13 protein-coding genes are annotated in these 17,145 nt (G+C 60.5%); 7 read left to right on the plus strand and 6 right to left on the minus strand.

Going from position 1 to position 17,145, the window contains the following annotated elements; genetic code table 11:
• Positions 1–78 precede the first annotated feature (78 nt).
• Both VJ604_RS08970 and VJ604_RS08975 read right to left on the minus strand, forming a co-directional pair.
• Positions 79–2,022 carry an amidohydrolase gene (locus VJ604_RS08970; protein ID WP_324081722.1) on the minus strand — a complete coding sequence of 648 codons (1,944 nt, stop codon included), beginning with the start codon at positions 2,020–2,022 and terminating at the stop codon, positions 79–81.
• A gap of 113 nt (positions 2,023–2,135) precedes the next feature.
• Positions 2,136–2,513 carry a hypothetical protein gene (locus VJ604_RS08975; RefSeq protein ID WP_324081724.1) on the minus strand — a complete coding sequence of 126 codons (378 nt, stop codon included), beginning with the start codon at positions 2,511–2,513 and terminating at the stop codon, positions 2,136–2,138.
• Positions 2,514–2,786: 273 nt separating this feature from the next.
• Between VJ604_RS08975 and VJ604_RS08980 the strand changes: the two genes are divergently transcribed.
• The gene (locus tag VJ604_RS08980) at positions 2,787–3,074 is read left to right on the plus strand and encodes a CopG family ribbon-helix-helix protein (RefSeq protein WP_324081726.1); all 288 of its coding nucleotides are present in this window, start codon (positions 2,787–2,789) and stop codon (positions 3,072–3,074) included.
• Entirely contained in the window at positions 3,062–3,355 is a 294-nt protein-coding gene (locus tag VJ604_RS19365; RefSeq protein WP_414652404.1) for a type II toxin-antitoxin system RelE/ParE family toxin, read from the plus strand. Before VJ604_RS08980 ends, VJ604_RS19365 begins: the two co-directional genes overlap by 13 nt.
• Before the next feature lie 6 nt (positions 3,356–3,361).
• Here VJ604_RS19365 and VJ604_RS08985 read toward each other — a convergent pair whose 3' ends face one another.
• On the minus strand, positions 3,362–4,132 hold the full coding sequence (locus VJ604_RS08985) for a TIGR01458 family HAD-type hydrolase (RefSeq protein WP_324081729.1): 771 nt from the start codon (positions 4,130–4,132) through the stop codon (positions 3,362–3,364).
• A 152-nt stretch (positions 4,133–4,284) separates the two neighbouring features.
• Entirely contained in the window at positions 4,285–4,719 is a 435-nt protein-coding gene (locus VJ604_RS08990; protein WP_324081731.1) for a hypothetical protein, read from the minus strand.
• Between the two features lie 858 nt (positions 4,720–5,577).
• On the opposite strand from VJ604_RS08990, the gene VJ604_RS08995 reads away from it, so the two are divergent.
• From VJ604_RS08995 to VJ604_RS09015, 5 genes are all read left to right on the plus strand, one after another.
• Positions 5,578–7,368, plus strand: a complete 1,791-nt coding sequence (locus tag VJ604_RS08995; protein ID WP_324081733.1) for a transporter substrate-binding domain-containing protein — start codon at positions 5,578–5,580, stop codon at positions 7,366–7,368.
• Positions 7,369–7,419: 51 nt separating this feature from the next.
• Positions 7,420–8,832, plus strand: coding sequence for a sigma-54-dependent transcriptional regulator (locus tag VJ604_RS09000; protein ID WP_324081735.1), 1,413 nt, complete (start codon positions 7,420–7,422; stop codon positions 8,830–8,832).
• 286 nt (positions 8,833–9,118) lie between these two features.
• Positions 9,119–10,417, plus strand: coding sequence for a dicarboxylate/amino acid:cation symporter (locus VJ604_RS09005; RefSeq protein WP_324081737.1), 1,299 nt, complete (start codon positions 9,119–9,121; stop codon positions 10,415–10,417).
• Positions 10,418–10,612: 195 nt separating this feature from the next.
• A complete protein-coding gene (locus tag VJ604_RS09010) occupies positions 10,613–11,983 on the plus strand; it encodes a sodium-dependent transporter (RefSeq protein ID WP_324081738.1) in 1,371 nt (456 codons plus the stop codon).
• 154 nt (positions 11,984–12,137) lie between these two features.
• Positions 12,138–12,818, plus strand: coding sequence for a DUF554 domain-containing protein (locus tag VJ604_RS09015; protein WP_324081740.1), 681 nt, complete (start codon positions 12,138–12,140; stop codon positions 12,816–12,818).
• An 81-nt stretch (positions 12,819–12,899) separates the two neighbouring features.
• Here VJ604_RS09015 and VJ604_RS09020 read toward each other — a convergent pair whose 3' ends face one another.
• Both VJ604_RS09020 and VJ604_RS09025 read right to left on the minus strand, forming a co-directional pair.
• On the minus strand, positions 12,900–15,926 hold the full coding sequence (locus tag VJ604_RS09020) for a hypothetical protein (RefSeq protein WP_324081742.1): 3,027 nt from the start codon (positions 15,924–15,926) through the stop codon (positions 12,900–12,902).
• A gap of 26 nt (positions 15,927–15,952) precedes the next feature.
• Positions 15,953–16,987, minus strand: coding sequence for a T6SS phospholipase effector Tle1-like catalytic domain-containing protein (locus VJ604_RS09025; protein ID WP_324081745.1), 1,035 nt, complete (start codon positions 16,985–16,987; stop codon positions 15,953–15,955).
• Between the last annotated feature and the right edge of the window lie 158 nt (positions 16,988–17,145).

Genomic DNA, 17,145 nt, shown 5'->3' on the forward strand with positions numbered 1-17,145 from the left:
TTCTTTTCGTTAACTCTTACATCTGTTGCCCTCACTCCCTCCCCTTCAAGGGGAGGGTAGGGGTGAGGATGGGGTTGATCAGAAGGCGAAGCAGTCGCAGCCCAGCCCGTACCAGAGCGGTGCCTGTTTCGGGATCGACGCCGTGGTCCGCCGATGGCAGCCGCAGTCGGATTTCATGCTGCTGGCGGTCGCCGTGGCGCTGTGATAGCCGCCGTAACTCGCCACCGGCGACCAGTCCGGGCTGACCGGGGGGAGCGGCGGCGCCAGGTTGCTGAATTCCTCGCGGCCGTGGACCACCTTGCCGCCCACCATGGTCAGCACCGACTCGATCCTCTTGATATCCGCCTCGGGAACCGTCAGGTAGTCGGAGGAGAGCGCCGCCAGGTCGGCCAGCTGCCCGGGGACCAGCATCCCCTTCTTGCCGTCTTCACCGGAGAACCAGCTGGAGCCGACCGTGTACAGCCTGAGCGCCGCGAGCCGGTCGAGACGGTTTTCTTCCGGGTAGAGCTGCATGCCGCCCACAGTCTTCCCGGTTACCAGCCAGTACAGGGAAACCCACGGGTTGTAGCTTGCCACCCTGGTCGCATCGGTACCGGCCCCCACCGGGATCCCCATCTCCAGCATTCTCGCGAAGGGGGGGGAGTGCTCCGCGGCATTCCTGCCGTAGCGCTCCCTGAAGTACTCACCCTGGAAGGCCATCCGGTCCTGTATGGCGATGCCGCCACCCAGCGCCCTGATCCGTTCCAGGTTGTGCGGGGTGACGGTCTCTGCGTGATCGAAGAACCAGCGCAGCCCGTTGAAGGGGATCTCCCTATCGACCTTCTCGAAGACGTCCAGGAACCGGCTGATCGACTCATCATAGGTGGCGTGCAGGCGGAACGGCCAGCGATTGGCGACCAGCAGACCGACCACCTTGGAGAGCTCGCTCTCCAGTTCCGGCGGCAGGTCCGGCCGCGGCTCCAGGAAGTCCTCGAAGTCCGCCGCGGAGAAGACCAGCATTTCGCCTGCCCCGTTCAGGCGGTAGAAATCGTCCCCCTGTCCGGGCGTGGCGGTGCGGACCCAGTTGGTGAAGTCCTCCAGTTCCCCCTTGGGGTGCTGGGTGAACAGGTTGTAGGCGATGCGCAGGGTCATCTCGCGGTTGGAGGCCAGCTGGCCGATCACCTTGTAATCGTCCGGGTAGTTCTGGAAGCCTCCCCCGGCGTCGATGACGCTGGTGAGTCCGAGCCGGTTCAGCTCGCGCATGAAGTGCCGGGTGGAGTTGATCTGGTCGTCGAAGGAGAGCTTGGGCCCTTTGGCGAGGCTCGCGTAGAGGATCATGGCGTTGGGCCGGGCGATCAGGAGGCCCGTCGGGTTCCCCGCCTTGTCCCGCTGTATCTCGCCCGCCGGCGGGTTGGGGGTGTTGCGGTCATAGCCGAGAACCCGCAGCGCGGCGCCGTTCAGGATGGCCCGGTCGTAAAGGTGGAGGATGAATACCGGCGTGTCCGGCGCCACCTCGTTGATCTGCTCCAGGGTCGGCATGCGTCGCTCGGCGAACTGGAACTCGGTCCAGCCGCCGATCACCCTCACCCATTGGGGCGGAGGTGTGCGCCGCGCCTGCTCTTTGAGCATCTGCAGGGCGTCCGCCAGGGAGGGGACCCCGTCCCAGCGCAGCTCCATGTTGAAGTTGAGCCCGCCCCGGATCACGTGCAGGTGGGAGTCGTTCAAGCCGGGTATGACCCGGCGGCCTTTGAGGTCGATCTGCTGAGTCTTTTGGTCGGCGCTGGCGAGGAGTTCCTCTCCTCCCGTCGCCGTGACGAGTCCATCGCTGATGGCGATTGCTGAAACCTGTGGATTGTTCTGTTCGAGAGTGGTGATTGCTCCGTTATGCAAAATGACATCAGGTCCGTTCATCTCTTCTCTCCTCGCGCGGAGAGTGGCCCGGCTGGAAGCACCGGTGACCTGTGGCTGCAGGACGGTCCTTCTCCCCTCCACCCCCTGTCTGGGCACTGGGAGGTAGGTTCGTACCGTGGAAATCCTTTTCATGATCACCTGCTTCCTCGCCGGTATACTCCCCGCATGCATCAGGGAACCTGTAGCAGTGTGATACCTCTATGCGGTGCAACCGACAGGACTTCGATCAGTTCATTTTACTCCTGTTACGCAAGAAAATGGGCAGCCTCCTTGGCCTCAGGGAACTCTTCTCTTGATAAATGAGTCAACGGGTTGGCACCCCCTTCCTTCCTCTGTTCCAGCCACGCCACGTAGATCCTGGTCCTTCCGAGCATGAGGGAGGCGATGTACTCATGTCTCCCGTCGCAGACCACGAACCGCCCTTCCTCCCAATGCCCCACGATGGGCGGCCAGCAGGCCGCCTCTCCCTGCTGCAACAAGCGCCGCCACTTTTTTTCCACTGCCTCCGGAATCATCCGCTCGTGCAGTCCCAATTTGCAGCAATCGATGTCGATCCAATCCGATTTCACCACCTGGTCCGGCTGAATGCACAACGATCTATCTTCCACGACCCTCACCGACATACCTTTGCCTCCGTCCGCTCTCTGAGCCTGGCTGTGAACACCCGTCCCTCGCCATGGTGTACGCATTATAGGGCCAAGCCCGTGTGATCCTTTGTAACCTGTGTCACATAAATGCTTGATTTTTCGATATGCTCCGCCGTAGCACTGTTGCATGGGCGGCTCTTTTGGTCCGGCACTTTTGACGGCAGGAAGAGGTATGCTTAATCGGGTTGACTACGAGGATGTAGTCAGTGATACTCAGGGGGGGCACCAAACTGCGAGATGGGAGTCAACATGCAAAGCGAAATAAAGGCGGTATCGGTTAACCTGCCTGAGGGCGATCGGAACAGGCTGGAGAGGCTGGGGGAGCTGAAAAAACAGCCGCTTGATACCCTTATGCAAGATGCCGTTCGGCAGTATCTTGATCGCGAGGAAGCGACGGAACGATTTAGGCAGGAGACTGTTGCTGCCTGGAATGAATATGAAAATTCAAAGGCGTCGGCCAGTCAGGAAGACGTAGCGGCATGGCTTGCGACATGGGGAACAGATGACGAAACCGATTGCCCGATATGCCGAAAGTAATTTTCCTTCCAAATGCACTTCGCAACCTCGACAAGCTACGGGGATTCCTAGCCCTTCACGATAAGGCATCCGCTGCCCGGGCGTCGCGAGTCATACTCAACGCCACTCATGCCCTCCAACATTACCCGCTCCTGGGACGACCATGTGCCGGCCTTCCAGAATACCGGGATCTCGTTGTTCCCTTCGGGGCGTCCAGCTATATCATTCGTTGCCGCATCGAAGGAGAAACTGTGAACATAGTTGCTGTGAAACATGCTAAGGAAGCAGGTTTTTCCGGGTAGCACCTGTTACGGCCGTACAGCCACCGTCCTCATTATCTCCTCTACCGCCGCCACGATGTCAGTGGCCTTGATGAACGGCTTCCCTATCCTCGCCTCGTCACCCTCCCTGTACTTTCCAGTCTGCACCAGGATCGCCTGCAGTCCGGCATCGAGAGCGGCGGCGACGTCGGTTTCGGCGTCATCACCCACCATCACGCACTCCGATGGCTGCAGCCCAAGTTCCTCCGCCGCTTCATGGAAAAAGACCGGCGCGGGCTTGCCGAGCACGATGGCGGAGGTGTCGGCCGCGTACTCCAGGGCCGCAACGTACGGCCCCGCGTCCAGTTCCAGTCCCTGGTCTCCTTCGAAATAGCGGGTCCGTCCGGTGGCGAGCAGGGTGGCCCCCTCTTTCAAAAGCCTGAAGGCTTCATTCATCTTCCTGAAGCTGAAATCGTCTTCGGCGTCGCCGACCACCACCGCGTTGGGATTCTCCTGCTCCACTCCGTCGAACTCGGAGTAGAGATTGGGATGGACCAGCAGGTACGGGCGCAGCTTGTGCTGCTCCAGGTAGCGGCGCACGGCCAGCGGTGCGGTGAACATGTGCTCGCGCGGGATGTCGAACCCCATCTTCGCCAGGGTGTCGTGCAGCGAATCGCGCGTCTTGCGGGAGGTGTTGGTCACGAAGCGGACCGCAATGCCGGCTTTTTCCAGCCTTTCGACGGCGCCGATCGCTCCGGTGATCGGGGTGGTGCCGACGTGGATGGTGCCGCTGAGATCCATCAGGACGCCTTTTATCATGTTCGGGTTCCTCATCAGATGAAGCTGATTCATTGGCAGGTACCAGTATACCAATCCGGTAGCGGCAGACAGAGAAGATTGTTGCTGGCTGTGACGAGATGAGAGGTGAGTAGATTGCGGCGGGAAGGATGGCTAAGGTTAAGCCGGGTAGTTCAAACGTCGTCCACGAAGACATTGCCGCAATCGCGGCAGATATACGAGCGCTCCCACTTGTCGAACAACCGCGGCCACTCGTTTCTGTTGAACATGTAGGCTTGGTGGAGGTTGAAGCCGCCCATGAAGTAGATGACGTAGCAGGCGAGGGTCCCTCCGTTGCTGGGGATCAGCGTGACGGCCAGCGCAGCGAGGTACCAGCACCCCATGATGGGGACGTAGGGAATCCTCTGCGGCGGCGCGACCTTGTTGAGGAAGACCCGTTCCGGCTGGGAGCGGCGCTTATGGGACTCGGGTCCGATCCCCAGCAGGTCGTGGATGATGTCGAAGGGATGGCTGGCCTTTTGACGCGGAAGTCGGGCGAGGGCGTCAATAAACGCGGCCGGCATCGGCTCGGTCTCGCTGCAGTTGCATTGAGGGCAGGGGAGGTTCAAGGAGTACCTCCTGCGAGGTCGCGTTGGCCTTTGTTAATGTATGGATCCCGGTAAGGATACTACCTTTCGTCCCGCTGGCAACCCTCGGCTTTCGGCTCTCAGGGGACCTCCAAAGTTGGATGCGACCGGCAAACATTTTAACCGGATCGGGTATAATTATCTGATCCAGACAGCTTTTCTCACCGAACTTAGGGGCCGGACGTGCCAAATTGGAGAGGCAGCCCAAGAAGACGCCGTGACTGCGGACGAAAATGAGCAGAGATAGCACGCGCTGGTGTTGGGGAGTGGCCGGAACAGGTGTGCCAGGAAGTGGCGAAGTGAAAACGGGAGGTGAAAGATGGGTCCTGAACTGGTAGCTCTCTTGAGGATTCTTGATCGCCAGGAACATAAAGAGTCCACTCTCCGGAGAAATCATGCCGCAACCCTTGAATCTGAAGGACTTGTCAAAATAATCTCCAATGTCCATTGCCAGGGTCTAAGTCACAACGTGAAGCTCACCCACCGCGGCGAGGAATTTCTTCGCGAGCTTCGTGACAACTAGCCGTTTCCTCTCCGCCCTCGCCGTGAATGCACCCGGTGCCGCCGGTCTTTTCAGTCGACTTGGGCTCGCAGAAAAGCCGCGGCAGCCAATCTTTGCGGAAAAACGGAACGGAAACGGATTATTGCGATTTAAAACGGGAACGGCTGGCCGCGGTACTGCACTGCGATCGCCGACGTTTGCTGTAGTGCTTATTGTTGACCCCTGACATCCCTTTACAAAAAAGTCTGATGTTCCTATAGTGGTTACGGCAACAGCCGCGACTGGCACCTGTCCTTTGGGGCTGCACGCCGGTCGATCCCATGCAAGGAAACCCCCGAGTGTTTTCTCTCCCAGCCGTCCCGGTACGCTTCGGCTCCCGGCGACCACATCACAACCGGCTCCCGTTCGCCATCCTTCCCGTTTTCCTGCTGATGGTCATCGTCCTTATGGCACACGCCTGGCCTGGCTCTGCCTGGGGCGGGAGCGAGAAACCGATCGTCATCGGCGGAGACAAGAACTTCCCCCCTTACGAGTTCCTGGACAAAAACGGCCGCCCCACCGGCTTCAACGTGGAGCTCTCGCGTGCCATCGCGGAAGTGATGGGGATGGAGGTCGAGTTCCGCCTCGGCAACTGGGCCGACGCACGCAAGGGACTGGAGGACGGCAGCATCGACATCCTGCAGGGGATCACCAGTTCCGACGCGCGCAGCAAGACGCTCGACTTCTCCCCGCCGCACAACATCGTGCATACCTCCATCTTCGCCCGCCGGGGCACGCCGCCGGTCAGCAACCTGGAGGCGCTACGCGGCAAGGAGGTCATCGTGCAGAAGGGGGGGAGCATGCACGACTTCCTCTTGAGCCACGACTACGGCGCGAAGCTGATCCTGGTGGACACCCACGCCGCCGCGCTGCGCCTGCTTGCTTCCGGCAAGCACGATTACGCCATGGTGGGCAACCTCCCCGGTCTGTACCTGGGACGCGAGCTGGGACTATCCAACATCGTCCCGGTGGGACAGGTCCCCGGGGGATACTACGGCTATGCGGTGAAGAAGGGGAACCTCCAGGTGCTGTCGCGCTTCAGCGAGGGGCTGGCCATCCTGAAGAACACCGGACGTTACCAGAAGATCTACGACAAGTGGCTGGGCGTGCTGGAACCACAGCCGCTCCCCTTCGAAAAGATCGTCAAGTATTCGGCCATGGTAGTGGTGCCGCTGCTCCTGGTCCTCGGGTTCACCGTGGTCTGGTCGCGCACCTTGCAAAAGCGGGTGCACGAGGCGACGGCGGAACTGCAGCAGCGCCAGCAGCAGTTGATCCAGGCCGACAAGATGGCGTCACTGGGGATTCTGGTCTCGGGGGTGGCGCACGAGATCAACAACCCGACGGGGCTGCTGCTGTTGAACCTCCCGGTGCTGAAGAAGGCGTACCAGGCCGCTGAGGAGAACCTGGAGGAGCGTTTCCAGGAGAGCGGCGACTTCATGATCGGGGGGCTGCGCTACTCGCTTCTGCGCGAGGAGACCGGCAGGATGTTCGACGAGATGCAGGACGGCGCCCGGCGCATCAAGAGGATCGTCGACGATCTGAAGGACTTCGCCCGCAAGGACGACTCCGATCTGAACGAGTCGGTGGACCTGAACGCCGTGCTGCACGCTTCGGTGCGCCTGGTGGAAAACTCCATCAAAAAGGCGACCCAGCACTTCCAGATCGACTGCGCCAAGGAGCTCCCCAACTGCCGCGGCAACGCCCAGCGCATCGAGCAGGTGGTGGTCAACCTGATCCTGAACGCCTGCCAGGCTCTCCCCTCCCACGAGAAGGGGATCTTCGTCGCCACCTCGCTGGACGAGGAGAGCGGCGAGCTGCGCCTGTCGGTGAGGGACGAGGGGGTGGGCATCCCGAAGGAGCACCTTTCGCACCTGACCGACCCGTTCTTCACCACTAAGCGCGACGCCGGCGGCACCGGCCTCGGCCTCTCCGTGTCGGCCGGCATCGTAAAGGACCACGGCGGGCGCCTGGAGTTCGACTCCCTGCCGGGAAGCGGTACCACCGTGACCATGGTGTTACCCGGCCCCGGTAGCAGCGGTAACGCCATCCCCACAGATTATCCGGGGGGCTCTACCCCCTCGCCCCTTTAGGGGGTGCCCGAAGGGCGGATGAGGGCCTTCCCAACTAGGAGAAAGAGGTAAATGATCGATTCGCTCTACCCATCATTCGGCATCCTGCTGGTGGACGACGAGGAGGCCTGGCTCAGGAGCCTCAGCATGACGCTGGGGCTGTCCGGTGGCATCAGCAACCTGGTCCGCTGCAGCGACAGCCGCGAAGTCATGGGCATCCTCGCCCAAGGCCAGATCGGCCTGGTGCTCCTGGACCTGAACATGCCCAACCTCTCCGGCGAGGAGCTCCTGAAGATGATCGTCCAGGAGTACCCCGCTATCCCGGTGATTGTCATTTCCGGCCTGAACCAGGTGGAGACCGCGGTAGAGTGCATGAAGCACGGCGGTTACGACTTCTTCGTGAAGACGGTGGAGGAGGAGCGCCTGGTGCAGGGGGTTCAGCGGGCCATCCGCATGATCGAGCTGCAGCGGGAGAACCGGGAGATCAGCTCGCGCATGCTGAGCGGCAAACTGGAGCATCCGGAGGCCTTCGCCGACATCGTGACCGGCGATCCGAAGATGAAGTCGATCTTCCGCTACATCGAGGCGGTTTCCCGAAGCTCGCAGCCGGTGCTGATCACCGGGGAAAGCGGGGTGGGGAAGGAACTGGTCGCGCGCAGCATCCACCGCCTGAGCCGCAGCCAGAAAAAGCTGGTCTCGGTCAACGTCGCCGGGCTCGACGACAACGTCTTCAGCGACACCCTCTTCGGCCATACCCGCGGCGCCTTCACCGGTGCGGAGTTCGCCAGGAAAGGGATGATCGAGCACGCGGCGGACGGCACCCTCTTCCTCGACGAGATCGGGGACCTGAGCATCCCCTCGCAGGTCAAGCTGCTCCGCCTGCTTCAGGAGGGGGAGTACTTTCCGCTGGGTAGCGACCTTCCCAAGCGGATGAACGCGCGGGTGGTGGTGGCCACCCATCACGATCTGGCGACCAAGCAGGCGTCCGGCGACTTCCGCAAGGACCTCTACTACCGGCTCTGCGCCCACCACGTGCAGATCCCGCCGCTCAGGGAACGCCCCGGCGACATCGTGCCCCTCCTGGACCATTTCCTGGAGGAGGCGGCGCACGAGATGGGGAAGAAGAAGCCGACTGTCCCCAAGGAGCTGCCGGTGCTGCTCTCCAACTACCCGTTCCCGGGGAACGTGCGCGAGTTGCGTTCCATGGTCTACGACGCCATGAGCCTGCACGAAAGCCGGATGCTTTCCATGGAGAGCTTCAAGCGCGCCATGGACAAGGAGGGGTTCCGTCCGGCGGACAAGGCCCCCGCAGAGGTGGCGGGGAGCGTGTTCGTGGCGTCGGCTCCGCTCCCCTCGGCACGCGCGGTGATGGATCACCTGGTCGCCGAGGCGATGCGGCGCGCGGAGGGTAACCAGTCCATCGCGGCGCGGCTGATCGGGGTGTCGCAGCCGGCGCTCAGCAAGAGGCTGAAAAAGGGAAGCTGAACCCTTATAACAACCGGTAGCTGTATAACTTGGAGGAGGCGGCGGGTAAGTTGTTGAAATCCCGTCGCCTCCTTTCCTTTTCGCCCCACACCAGGCTCGGAAGTTATACCCCTTCACGCTATGCCAGCCACCCTCACTGCGACGTTTCCCGTGGTATTCAAAGGACTTCCTTCTCCATGCTTCTCTTGGCACTGCGCTTGCTGAATACAGGACGCCTTGCCAGCGAAACCACCCGCCTCCTGGGTTGCCGCAGCGCTTGGTAACCTACTCAACAAGGAGAAGATGGATGAAAAAGAACAGACTGACGATCTGTATCATGGCCGGGATGCTGCTCGGCATTGTCGTTGGCTACATCTGCAACGTGTCGGCGCCTGACGCCAAGGCGGCGAAGGAGATCGCCGGTTACTTCTCGCTCATCACCGACATCTTCCTCCGACTGATCAAGATGGTCATCGGTCCGCTGGTGTTCGCCACCCTGACCGCCGGTATCGCCAGCATGGGCGACTCCAAGGCAGTCGGCCGCATCGGCTTCAAGGCGCTCGGCTGGTTCCTGTGCGCTTCGCTCGCATCCCTCTTCATCGGCATGATCTTCGTGAACGTCCTGCAGCCCGGGCACGCCATGAACCTGGCCCTGCCGGCAGCCGGCGCCGCCACCGACCTGAAGACCTCCTCGCTGAACCTGAAGGACTTCCTCACCCACGTCTTCCCCAAGAGCTTCTTCGACGCCATGGCCAACAACGAGATCCTGCAGATCCTGGTCTTCTCGGTCTTCCTCGGCTTCGCCATAGGCTCCCTGAAAGAGCGCGCGCAGACCGTGCTGAAGTTCATCGACGAACTGGGCCATGTCATGCTGAAGGTGACCGACTCGGTCATGATGCTGGCCCCGATCGGGGTGTTCGCGGCGATCGCGGCGGTGGTTACCACCCAGGGCCTCGGCATCCTGGTCACCTACGGTAAATTCATATCCGGCTTCTACCTCTCCATGGCGGCACTCTGGGTGGTGCTGATCGGCGGCGGCGCCGTTTTCCTCGGCAAGCGCATCTTCATCCTGCTGAAGATGGTCCAGAGCCCGATGGTCCTCGCCTTCTGCACCGCCAGCAGCGAAGCCGCCTTCCCGAAGACCCTTGAGCAGCTCAAGAAATTCGGCGCCTCCGACAAGATCGCCGGTTTCGTGCTGCCGCTTGGCTACTCCTTCAACCTGGACGGCTCCATGATCTACCAGGCCTTCGCCATGATCTTCATCGCCCAGGCCTTCAACATCGAGCTCTCCATCTCCAAGCAGATCACCATCCTCCTGGTGCTCATGCTGACCAGCAAAGGGACCGCCGGCGTCGCCCGCTCCTCCCTGGTCGTCGTTGCCGCCACCCTCCCCATGTTCAACCTCCCCGAGTCCGGGCTCCTGCTGATCATGGGGATCGACCAGTTCCTCGACATGGGCAGGACGCTCACCAACGTGATCGGCAACTCCATCGCCACCGCCGTGGTCGCCAAGTGGGAAGGGGCGCTGGGCGAGGTGTGCGACGAGGACGCCCTGGAGGTAGAGGAGGAGGAACTCCTCGCCATGCCGACCGCTGTTGCTGAATAAGGAGCGGCAGCATATGAAATTCCAAGGGGGGTGTTTTGTTCCTGCAGTGGATCAAGGCATCCCCTTTTCTTATTTAGGGCTAGCAAAAAGTTGTTTAGGCTGCTAAAACAGGAAGAAAAAAAGGCAGAGGGTTTATACGAAATGGAACAAGAAGCGGTTGTTAGCGCTGTTGAGGGGCGCACGGCTGTTGCCGTTGTGGCGGATGGGGTAAAGCAGGTTACATCTCGTGACAGTTTCACTTCTGGTCTTGGCGTCATTGCCGCCACCCTTGGCTCGGCCGTAGGACTCGGCAATATCTGGAAGTTCCCGTCACTCACGGGGATGAACGGCGGGGCCGCCTTCATCATCGTTTACATCCTCGCCGCTTTCATGGCAGGGGTCCCGGTCATGATCGCCGAATTGATGCTCGGCCGCCGCTCCCGGTCGGACGCGCTCTCCACCTTCCGGGTCCTGCACCCTAAGGGTGGGCAGTGGGGATTGATCGGCGCGGCCGGGGTCCTCTCCGCCTTCCTGATCCTCGCCTTCTACACCGAGGTCGCCGGCTGGGTCGTCGCCTACGTCTTCAAGTCTGCCTCCGGCGGCGTGCTCTCCACCGATCCCAAGGTAACCTCCGCCGTCTTTGAAAAGCTCATCGCCGACCCGTACCAGGCCGTGTTCTGGCAGTGTTTCGTGCTGGTCTGCGTCGGTGCCATCATCGTTGCCGGTGTCTCCAAGGGGATCGAAAAAACCACCAAACGGCTGATGCCGGTGCTCCTGGTGATCCTGGTCATGATCGGGGTGCGCAGCCTGATGCTGCCGGGGGCCGCCGCCGGGCTCAACTTCCTGTTCCGCCCGGACTTCTCCAAGGTTACCGGGGGTGTCCTCCTCACCGCGATGGGACTTGCCTTTTTCAAACTCTCCGTCGGCATGGGTACCATGATCACCTATGGCAGCTACTTCACCAAAGAAGAGAACCTCCCGGTGACCGCGCTGCGCGTGATGCTCGCCGACCTGGCCGTCTCCATCCTGGCCGGGATCGCCATCTTCCCCGCGGTCTTCACCTACGGCTTCAAGCCGGAGGCAGGACCCTCGCTCCTTTTCATCACCATTCCGGCGGTCTTTTCCCAAATCCCCTTCGGCAACGCCTTCGTGGTGCTGTTCTTCGTGCTGGGCGCCATCGCCGCGACCGGGGCGATGCTTTCCATCATGGAGGTGCCGGTCGCCTACCTTCACCAGCGCTTCTCCATGCCGCGCCTGCACGCCACCGCTTTGACCGTCATCCTGCTGGCCCTGATCGGCTCTACGGCGGCGCTCTCCAGCAGCGTGCTCGCAGGGGTTAAACCGTTTGGGATGACCTTCTTCGACCTGTACGACTTCCTCACCTCCAACCTGTTGATGCCGATCGGCGGCTTCTTCATCTGTCTCTTCGCCGGATGGGTGTGGGGGCCGCAGAAGGTGAAGGCCGCCCTCTCCAACGACGGCGAGTTGCGGAACAGCGCAGTCATCAACCTCTTCCTGTTCCTCCTGAAGTACGTGGCTCCGGTGTCGATCGGGATCATTCTGCTGCGCGGCTTGAAGATCCTGTAGCAGGGGGAGCGGTAGCGAACCTCCATTTCGATCAGCACTCGCGGGGTGCGGAGTTCAGCTTATCGGGATAGGAAATCCCAGGCGGGGACGTGATGATTGGGGGTTTTTGTGCTTGCCTTTGCACGGCAAGTTCTTCTATCTTGGCCGGATGATTATGACCGGAACGACAGTGAATGCGGCCGCAATTATCTGCGGAAGTTTGATGGGTGTGAAGGGGGGACACCTCCTTTCGGAGAAGGTACGAGACACCATCATGGCCGGCTTGGGGCTGGCCGTGCTGCTGATCGGCGGGCAACTGGCGCTGAAAAGCAATCAGCTGATGATCGTGATCGGCAGCCTGATAGGCGGTGGTATCATCGGTGAGTTGATGGGGGTCGAGGCGCGGCTTGAGGCTATCGGCGAGTCCCTTGGCCGCCGCTTCCGTGGGGGCGGCAAGGTCGCCGAAGGTTTCGTCACCGCCACCCTGCTTTATTGTGTGGGAGCCATGGCGATCATGGGCGCCATTCAGGACGGGCTGGGCGGCCGCCCTGAGATCCTCTACGCCAAGGCCACCCTCGATGGCATCGCTTCGGTAGCGCTTGCCTCGACCCTAGGTATCGGAGTGATCTTCTCGGCTGTACCGCTCTTCCTCTACCAGGGGGGCCTCACCCTCTGCGCCAATGCCGCCCAGCAGGTCCTGACCCCGTCCGTGGTGCAGGAGATGAACGCAGTCGGCGGCTTGCTGATCGTGGCCATTGCGCTCGGTATGCTTGGCGTGAAGAGGCTTCCCGTCGGAAACCTGCTCCCCGCCATCTTCCTGGTCCCGCCGCTAATGATGATCTTTGCCTCTCACTGACGGCCATCTTTTCTCAACTCTTACCAAAAATCAAAGGGGATGCCCCGGTTCCTGCAGTGGACCGAAGCACCCCTTTTTTTCTCAAATGTTCAGCTTGCCCATGATGTCCAGGGCATACGCTCCGCCGACTCCGCCGAACGGGACCAGGAGCGCCTGAACCATCGGGCATTGCATGAAGGGAAGAAAGGCCCCTTCACGCACCCCCTTCACGTTGCTGATAATCAAGTCGATGCACCTCAGGTACTCCTCATCAGGTTTGGACGACGCGTATGCGGAAGTCTGAATGGCGAGGAGGCGAGTCAGGGACGCCTGTCGGGCGCGTTCTGCTGCCTTGCGCAGCAAATACGCGGAAGTCCAGGCAAAGGCGGCGCCCAAAGAAATAACTATGACCAGCGAAATAGGTGTCTGCCAGTTGTCGAAGAAGGAAAGGCGCGAAACGAAGGCAAGCGACCAGACTATGAAGGGATAGAAGACGGCTTTTCCAATGGTGGACGTCCGCTTCGCGATCAGTCGCACCAACAGCCATTCCTTCAACACCTCTTCCGATTTTTTCGCGTGCGCGCCCACCACCGCGTCATAGGACTCGTCCGACCACGCTGGCGTCTTTTCTGCGACGAGCTCGATAAAATGGCGGCAGGTATTGATGACGTCGTAGGTATAGCAGGTGAGCGTGATGAAGAAGAAAACGAGGAGGAAAAGGGCGACCCTGTCGACGACGGTGCTGACGGTTCCCCGTACCGGGGCGAATGGTGGAGAAAAACTTATAATCAGGCTACACAGCAGGATGTAGCTGACGATGACCGGAACAACCCGCCGAAACCGGTAGCTGCCTGAATCTCGCCTGCAGTACTCGTCCCAAAAAGGTGCCATGGTACCGGCTTCGCCGCCATCACGATTTCCCAGATCTTCCTTAGCGAGCGTCACCCCTGGATCTGCACTGTCATAGCCAACGATGCCCGAAAACTTCCGAAACCCGGCGTTGAAACGGTTCCACACTCCGGCTCCCCACTGGAGAAATGAGGATTGGTCGTACATGAGAGGATCCCGGCAGGGAAGCCGGAATTCTTCGGTGATGGCCCGTCTGTTGCCCTGGCTGTCTGTTCGTATGCGCCACATGAAAACAAGCGACAGCAGCAGCCCGATAACCCTGATGATTTCGGTCGGCCAGATGCTTACCCCTTCCAAAAAGTAGAGAGGCTCCTCGGATGGGTCCTTGAGGATGCCGCAGAACGTGGAAAGGAGGAGCAAAATCCCGGCGCCGGCGAGACATCCCGCCAGCGCAGGTCGCCACCCGCTAATGATCTTCCCGAAGAAATCCCGGATCTGCTTGCTGGTGAAGGTAAGCAGCACGCTGGCGGCCCCTACGATCAGCAGGACCTTCAATATGATGGTTCTTCTGCGTTGCAGGTCGTGGTAAGGATCAAAACCGGCGGTGACCCCCGCGCTGCGGGAGAGGTTTATGGCGTGGTAGCGTCCAATCTCGTAGATGTTGGGCTGGGGCGTCTGCAGCATCACGTTCTGGGCGAAGCGGCCCAAATAGTTCTCCTTGGCGAAGGAGCGAAGGATGGAGAAGAAAATTGAGGTCTGATAACTGTCGCGAAACGGCGGGACCTCCTGCAGGGTCATATCCTTGTCGTTGCGCAAGGCCAGGTCGAAGGAGGATGCCACCAGGAGGTTCCTGGTCCATTGTACCGCCTCGGGGTGGAGCAGTCGTGCGTCCAGATTGGTGGTAAAGAAGATCGACTGCGGGAAACGCTGGCGCATCGCTTGCAGAAGCAGGTATTTGTCGTAGAAGTCGCTGCCGAGGATGCCGATGGCCCGTATCGACTCGTCGGGGTCGAGGTTCGCCTCGAACCGGTGTACCTCGTCTGCCAGCCGCCTGACGTAATCCAACTGGCTGAGCCCGGAGGCCTTCTCCATCTCCTTAATCGCATCGCTTTCCTTCTTCTCTCCATCCCTGGCCAGTTTCTGCCCCTCTTTTTCATCCTCCGGCGAAGGGACCTTCCCGTCGACACCGCGCAGGTAGGTGAAGAGATGAATCCGGTCGCCTGCGCTCGGTCCCCACTTCTCCGAAAAAGCCGCTAGGAAAACCTCGCTCATCGCCCGGGCGTAGAAGCTATCCCACTCGGCGAGCAGGACGATGTGCTGTTTCTTTTTCTTGCAGTTGATGCCGCGGTTTGCCAGTTCCTCATAAATCAGCTTTGCCAGCTGACCATCGCTGTTGATGGTCCGCTCGAACTGTATCCCCGCCCGCTGGAACTGCGACTTCACCCACGACGCGCTTTCCATCGGGTGGGGGGAGAGCAAAGCGTCGTCCACGGACGCGGTAGAGGAGTACATCTCGATCGGACAACCGGCGGCAGGAGCATTCTGCTCTTCAATCATGGCCTTCAAAGTGGTGGATCCCGCGGGACCTATTATCTTGAAGGCGACCGGTTTGCCACCTTGCACCGGTGAGGGCAGTTGCAGGCATTCTGCCAGGCGCTTCAGCTTTGAAAGCGGTGAGCTGTGAAAGATTTCGTCATTGATCCAGAGCAGGAGAACGGAGTCGTTTTTGCCATCCATGCGGCTTAGCCACTCGTATGGCATGAGATCCGTCATCGACAGAGTGTTTGCCACGCTCTCCTGAGCGGACGTTCGGTGGTCTATTTTCAGGTACTGCACATGCTCTGAGTCATCGGGAACGAAACCGAGGTGGTTGAAGGCGGAGAGCGCGGCGTAGCGGTGGCGTATTCGCATCTCCCCCTCTTCGGCATACGGCGCCCCGAACACCATGACCGCCACCACCGTCACCTTTCCCTTTTCAACCTTGTCGTGCATCTGTTTCCGGATGCAGTCGCCCTTCATCACGTCGTTGCAGGGGGCGGAGAGGCCGAAACAGCCTGAATCGGCCGGTGGCGCTTTGCCATTGGCCTGGTGCAGGACCGCCAGGAACGGGTCCTCCCATAGCCTTGCCTTGACCAGGTTGTGCTGCTCCGGTATCTCGTTGACGGCAGGGCGGGATCCTTCCAGCGGAACCTTGTTAAAGACGATGACGCCAACAGCAGCGAGAACCACCAGAATTGCAGAGAAAGGTAAGGCCCGGTCTTTACCGTTGTCTTCGCCCATGCGCTACCTCCCGCACCCTAGACGGTTTAGAAGCACTTGAAGCATCCCTGGCACGCCTGCCTGTCGGGGCAAGCTTGCGGCGTCGCCGTCGCCGGCCAATTCTTCGGATCGTACTGCCCAGCGGCATGGCGCTGGAGGGCGGCGAGAGAAAGTAGCGCCGGTTCAACAGCCCGGACCTCTGTCCCCAGTAATCTGAAAAACCCCTTTTTCGAATCATGTAGCTGCCCGCTCGAACTAGGCTGCACCGTCACTGCTTGCGGGTTGAACTGCAGCCCGCAGCCTTGCGCCCTGCAGATCATCCAGGCCAGCGCGCAGTCGGAGAGCCCTGTTTCACGATAGCCCCCGCCTATGTCGGAATGCACCCCAGGAAACCAAACCTGCTCGCTCTTGGTCTGTGGTGAGCTTTGCCACAAGCACGGCTTGAAGTCTTCCCGGCGCTCGTCGATCGCCACAGCGTGATAGGCGTTTTTGACGATGGAGCTAAGCGCCACATCGTGGAAATTCCACTTGTCGTCCAGCAGCCTCGATATGATGGAATCCGGGACCCCCAGGCTCCCCACCGTGTCCCATACCCCAAGAAAATGGATGCCGGGCTGGTCGCTGAAGGAGTCCTTGAAGTTTTCGGCATGGGAAGAAGCGGGGGTGGTTTGCTCGGAACGGTTCCGGTACAGCTCATAGGCCATGGGGATCTTGTCCAGGTGTTCCTTTTTGAGCAAGCCGCAGTTGCGGATGAGGCCGACGATGCTGCGGGCAGTATACGCCCCCCGGCTGAAGCCGAAGAGCCAAATCTCATCGCCGGGGATGTGGTTCGAGGCAAGGAAACGGTAGGCTTCCATGATGTTCTTGGAGAGCCCGACGCCAAAGGCGCCCCCTGCAATCTTGTCCTCTAGATTTCCACTCCCGACCCCCTGGTGATAAAAGGTCACCTGGTGATTTCCCTGGCTGTCCGTCGGCGCTATCAGTTCAGCGATCTTCGCCACGTTGGTGTCACACGCCTCGCCCTCGCCGTTGTCATCGGCACTGTTCCACGTCCCGTCACAGCAGATGATGATGCGTTTCATAGCGCACTCCTCCGTGAGATGTAATGGTAGCTTGGGTTGCGGTTCGAGCAGCGGATGGGGGGGAGCCGGAAGCTCCCCCCGCTGCTAAGCGGCAGGCATGCGATAGCCGAGGAGTCTTGATTTTGGATATTCCCTGATACACACTTTATCGCCCTGAT

Origin of the sequence: Geomonas sp. (genome assembly GCF_035254065.1) — a bacterium.
Taxonomy (GTDB): Bacteria; Desulfobacterota; Desulfuromonadia; order Geobacterales; family Geobacteraceae; genus Geomonas.

Bases quoted from the DNA above. Each gene is read 5' to 3' on its own strand.
- VJ604_RS09015 (WP_324081740.1), top strand. From the start codon at position 12,138: ATGACCGGAACGACAGTGAATGCGGCCGCAATTATCTGCGGAAGTTTG.
- VJ604_RS09025 (WP_324081745.1), bottom strand. From the start codon at position 16,987: ATGAAACGCATCATCATCTGCTGTGACGGGACGTGGAACAGTGCCGAT.
- VJ604_RS09000 (WP_324081735.1), top strand. From the start codon at position 7,420: ATGATCGATTCGCTCTACCCATCATTCGGCATCCTGCTGGTGGACGAC.
- VJ604_RS08975 (WP_324081724.1), bottom strand. From the start codon at position 2,513: ATGTCGGTGAGGGTCGTGGAAGATAGATCGTTGTGCATTCAGCCGGAC.
- VJ604_RS09005 (WP_324081737.1), top strand. From the start codon at position 9,119: ATGAAAAAGAACAGACTGACGATCTGTATCATGGCCGGGATGCTGCTC.
- VJ604_RS19365 (WP_414652404.1), top strand. From the start codon at position 3,062: ATGCCGAAAGTAATTTTCCTTCCAAATGCACTTCGCAACCTCGACAAG.
- VJ604_RS08970 (WP_324081722.1), bottom strand. From the start codon at position 2,022: ATGAAAAGGATTTCCACGGTACGAACCTACCTCCCAGTGCCCAGACAG.
- VJ604_RS08980 (WP_324081726.1), top strand. From the start codon at position 2,787: ATGCAAAGCGAAATAAAGGCGGTATCGGTTAACCTGCCTGAGGGCGAT.
- VJ604_RS09020 (WP_324081742.1), bottom strand. From the start codon at position 15,926: ATGGGCGAAGACAACGGTAAAGACCGGGCCTTACCTTTCTCTGCAATT.
- VJ604_RS08985 (WP_324081729.1), bottom strand. From the start codon at position 4,132: ATGATAAAAGGCGTCCTGATGGATCTCAGCGGCACCATCCACGTCGGC.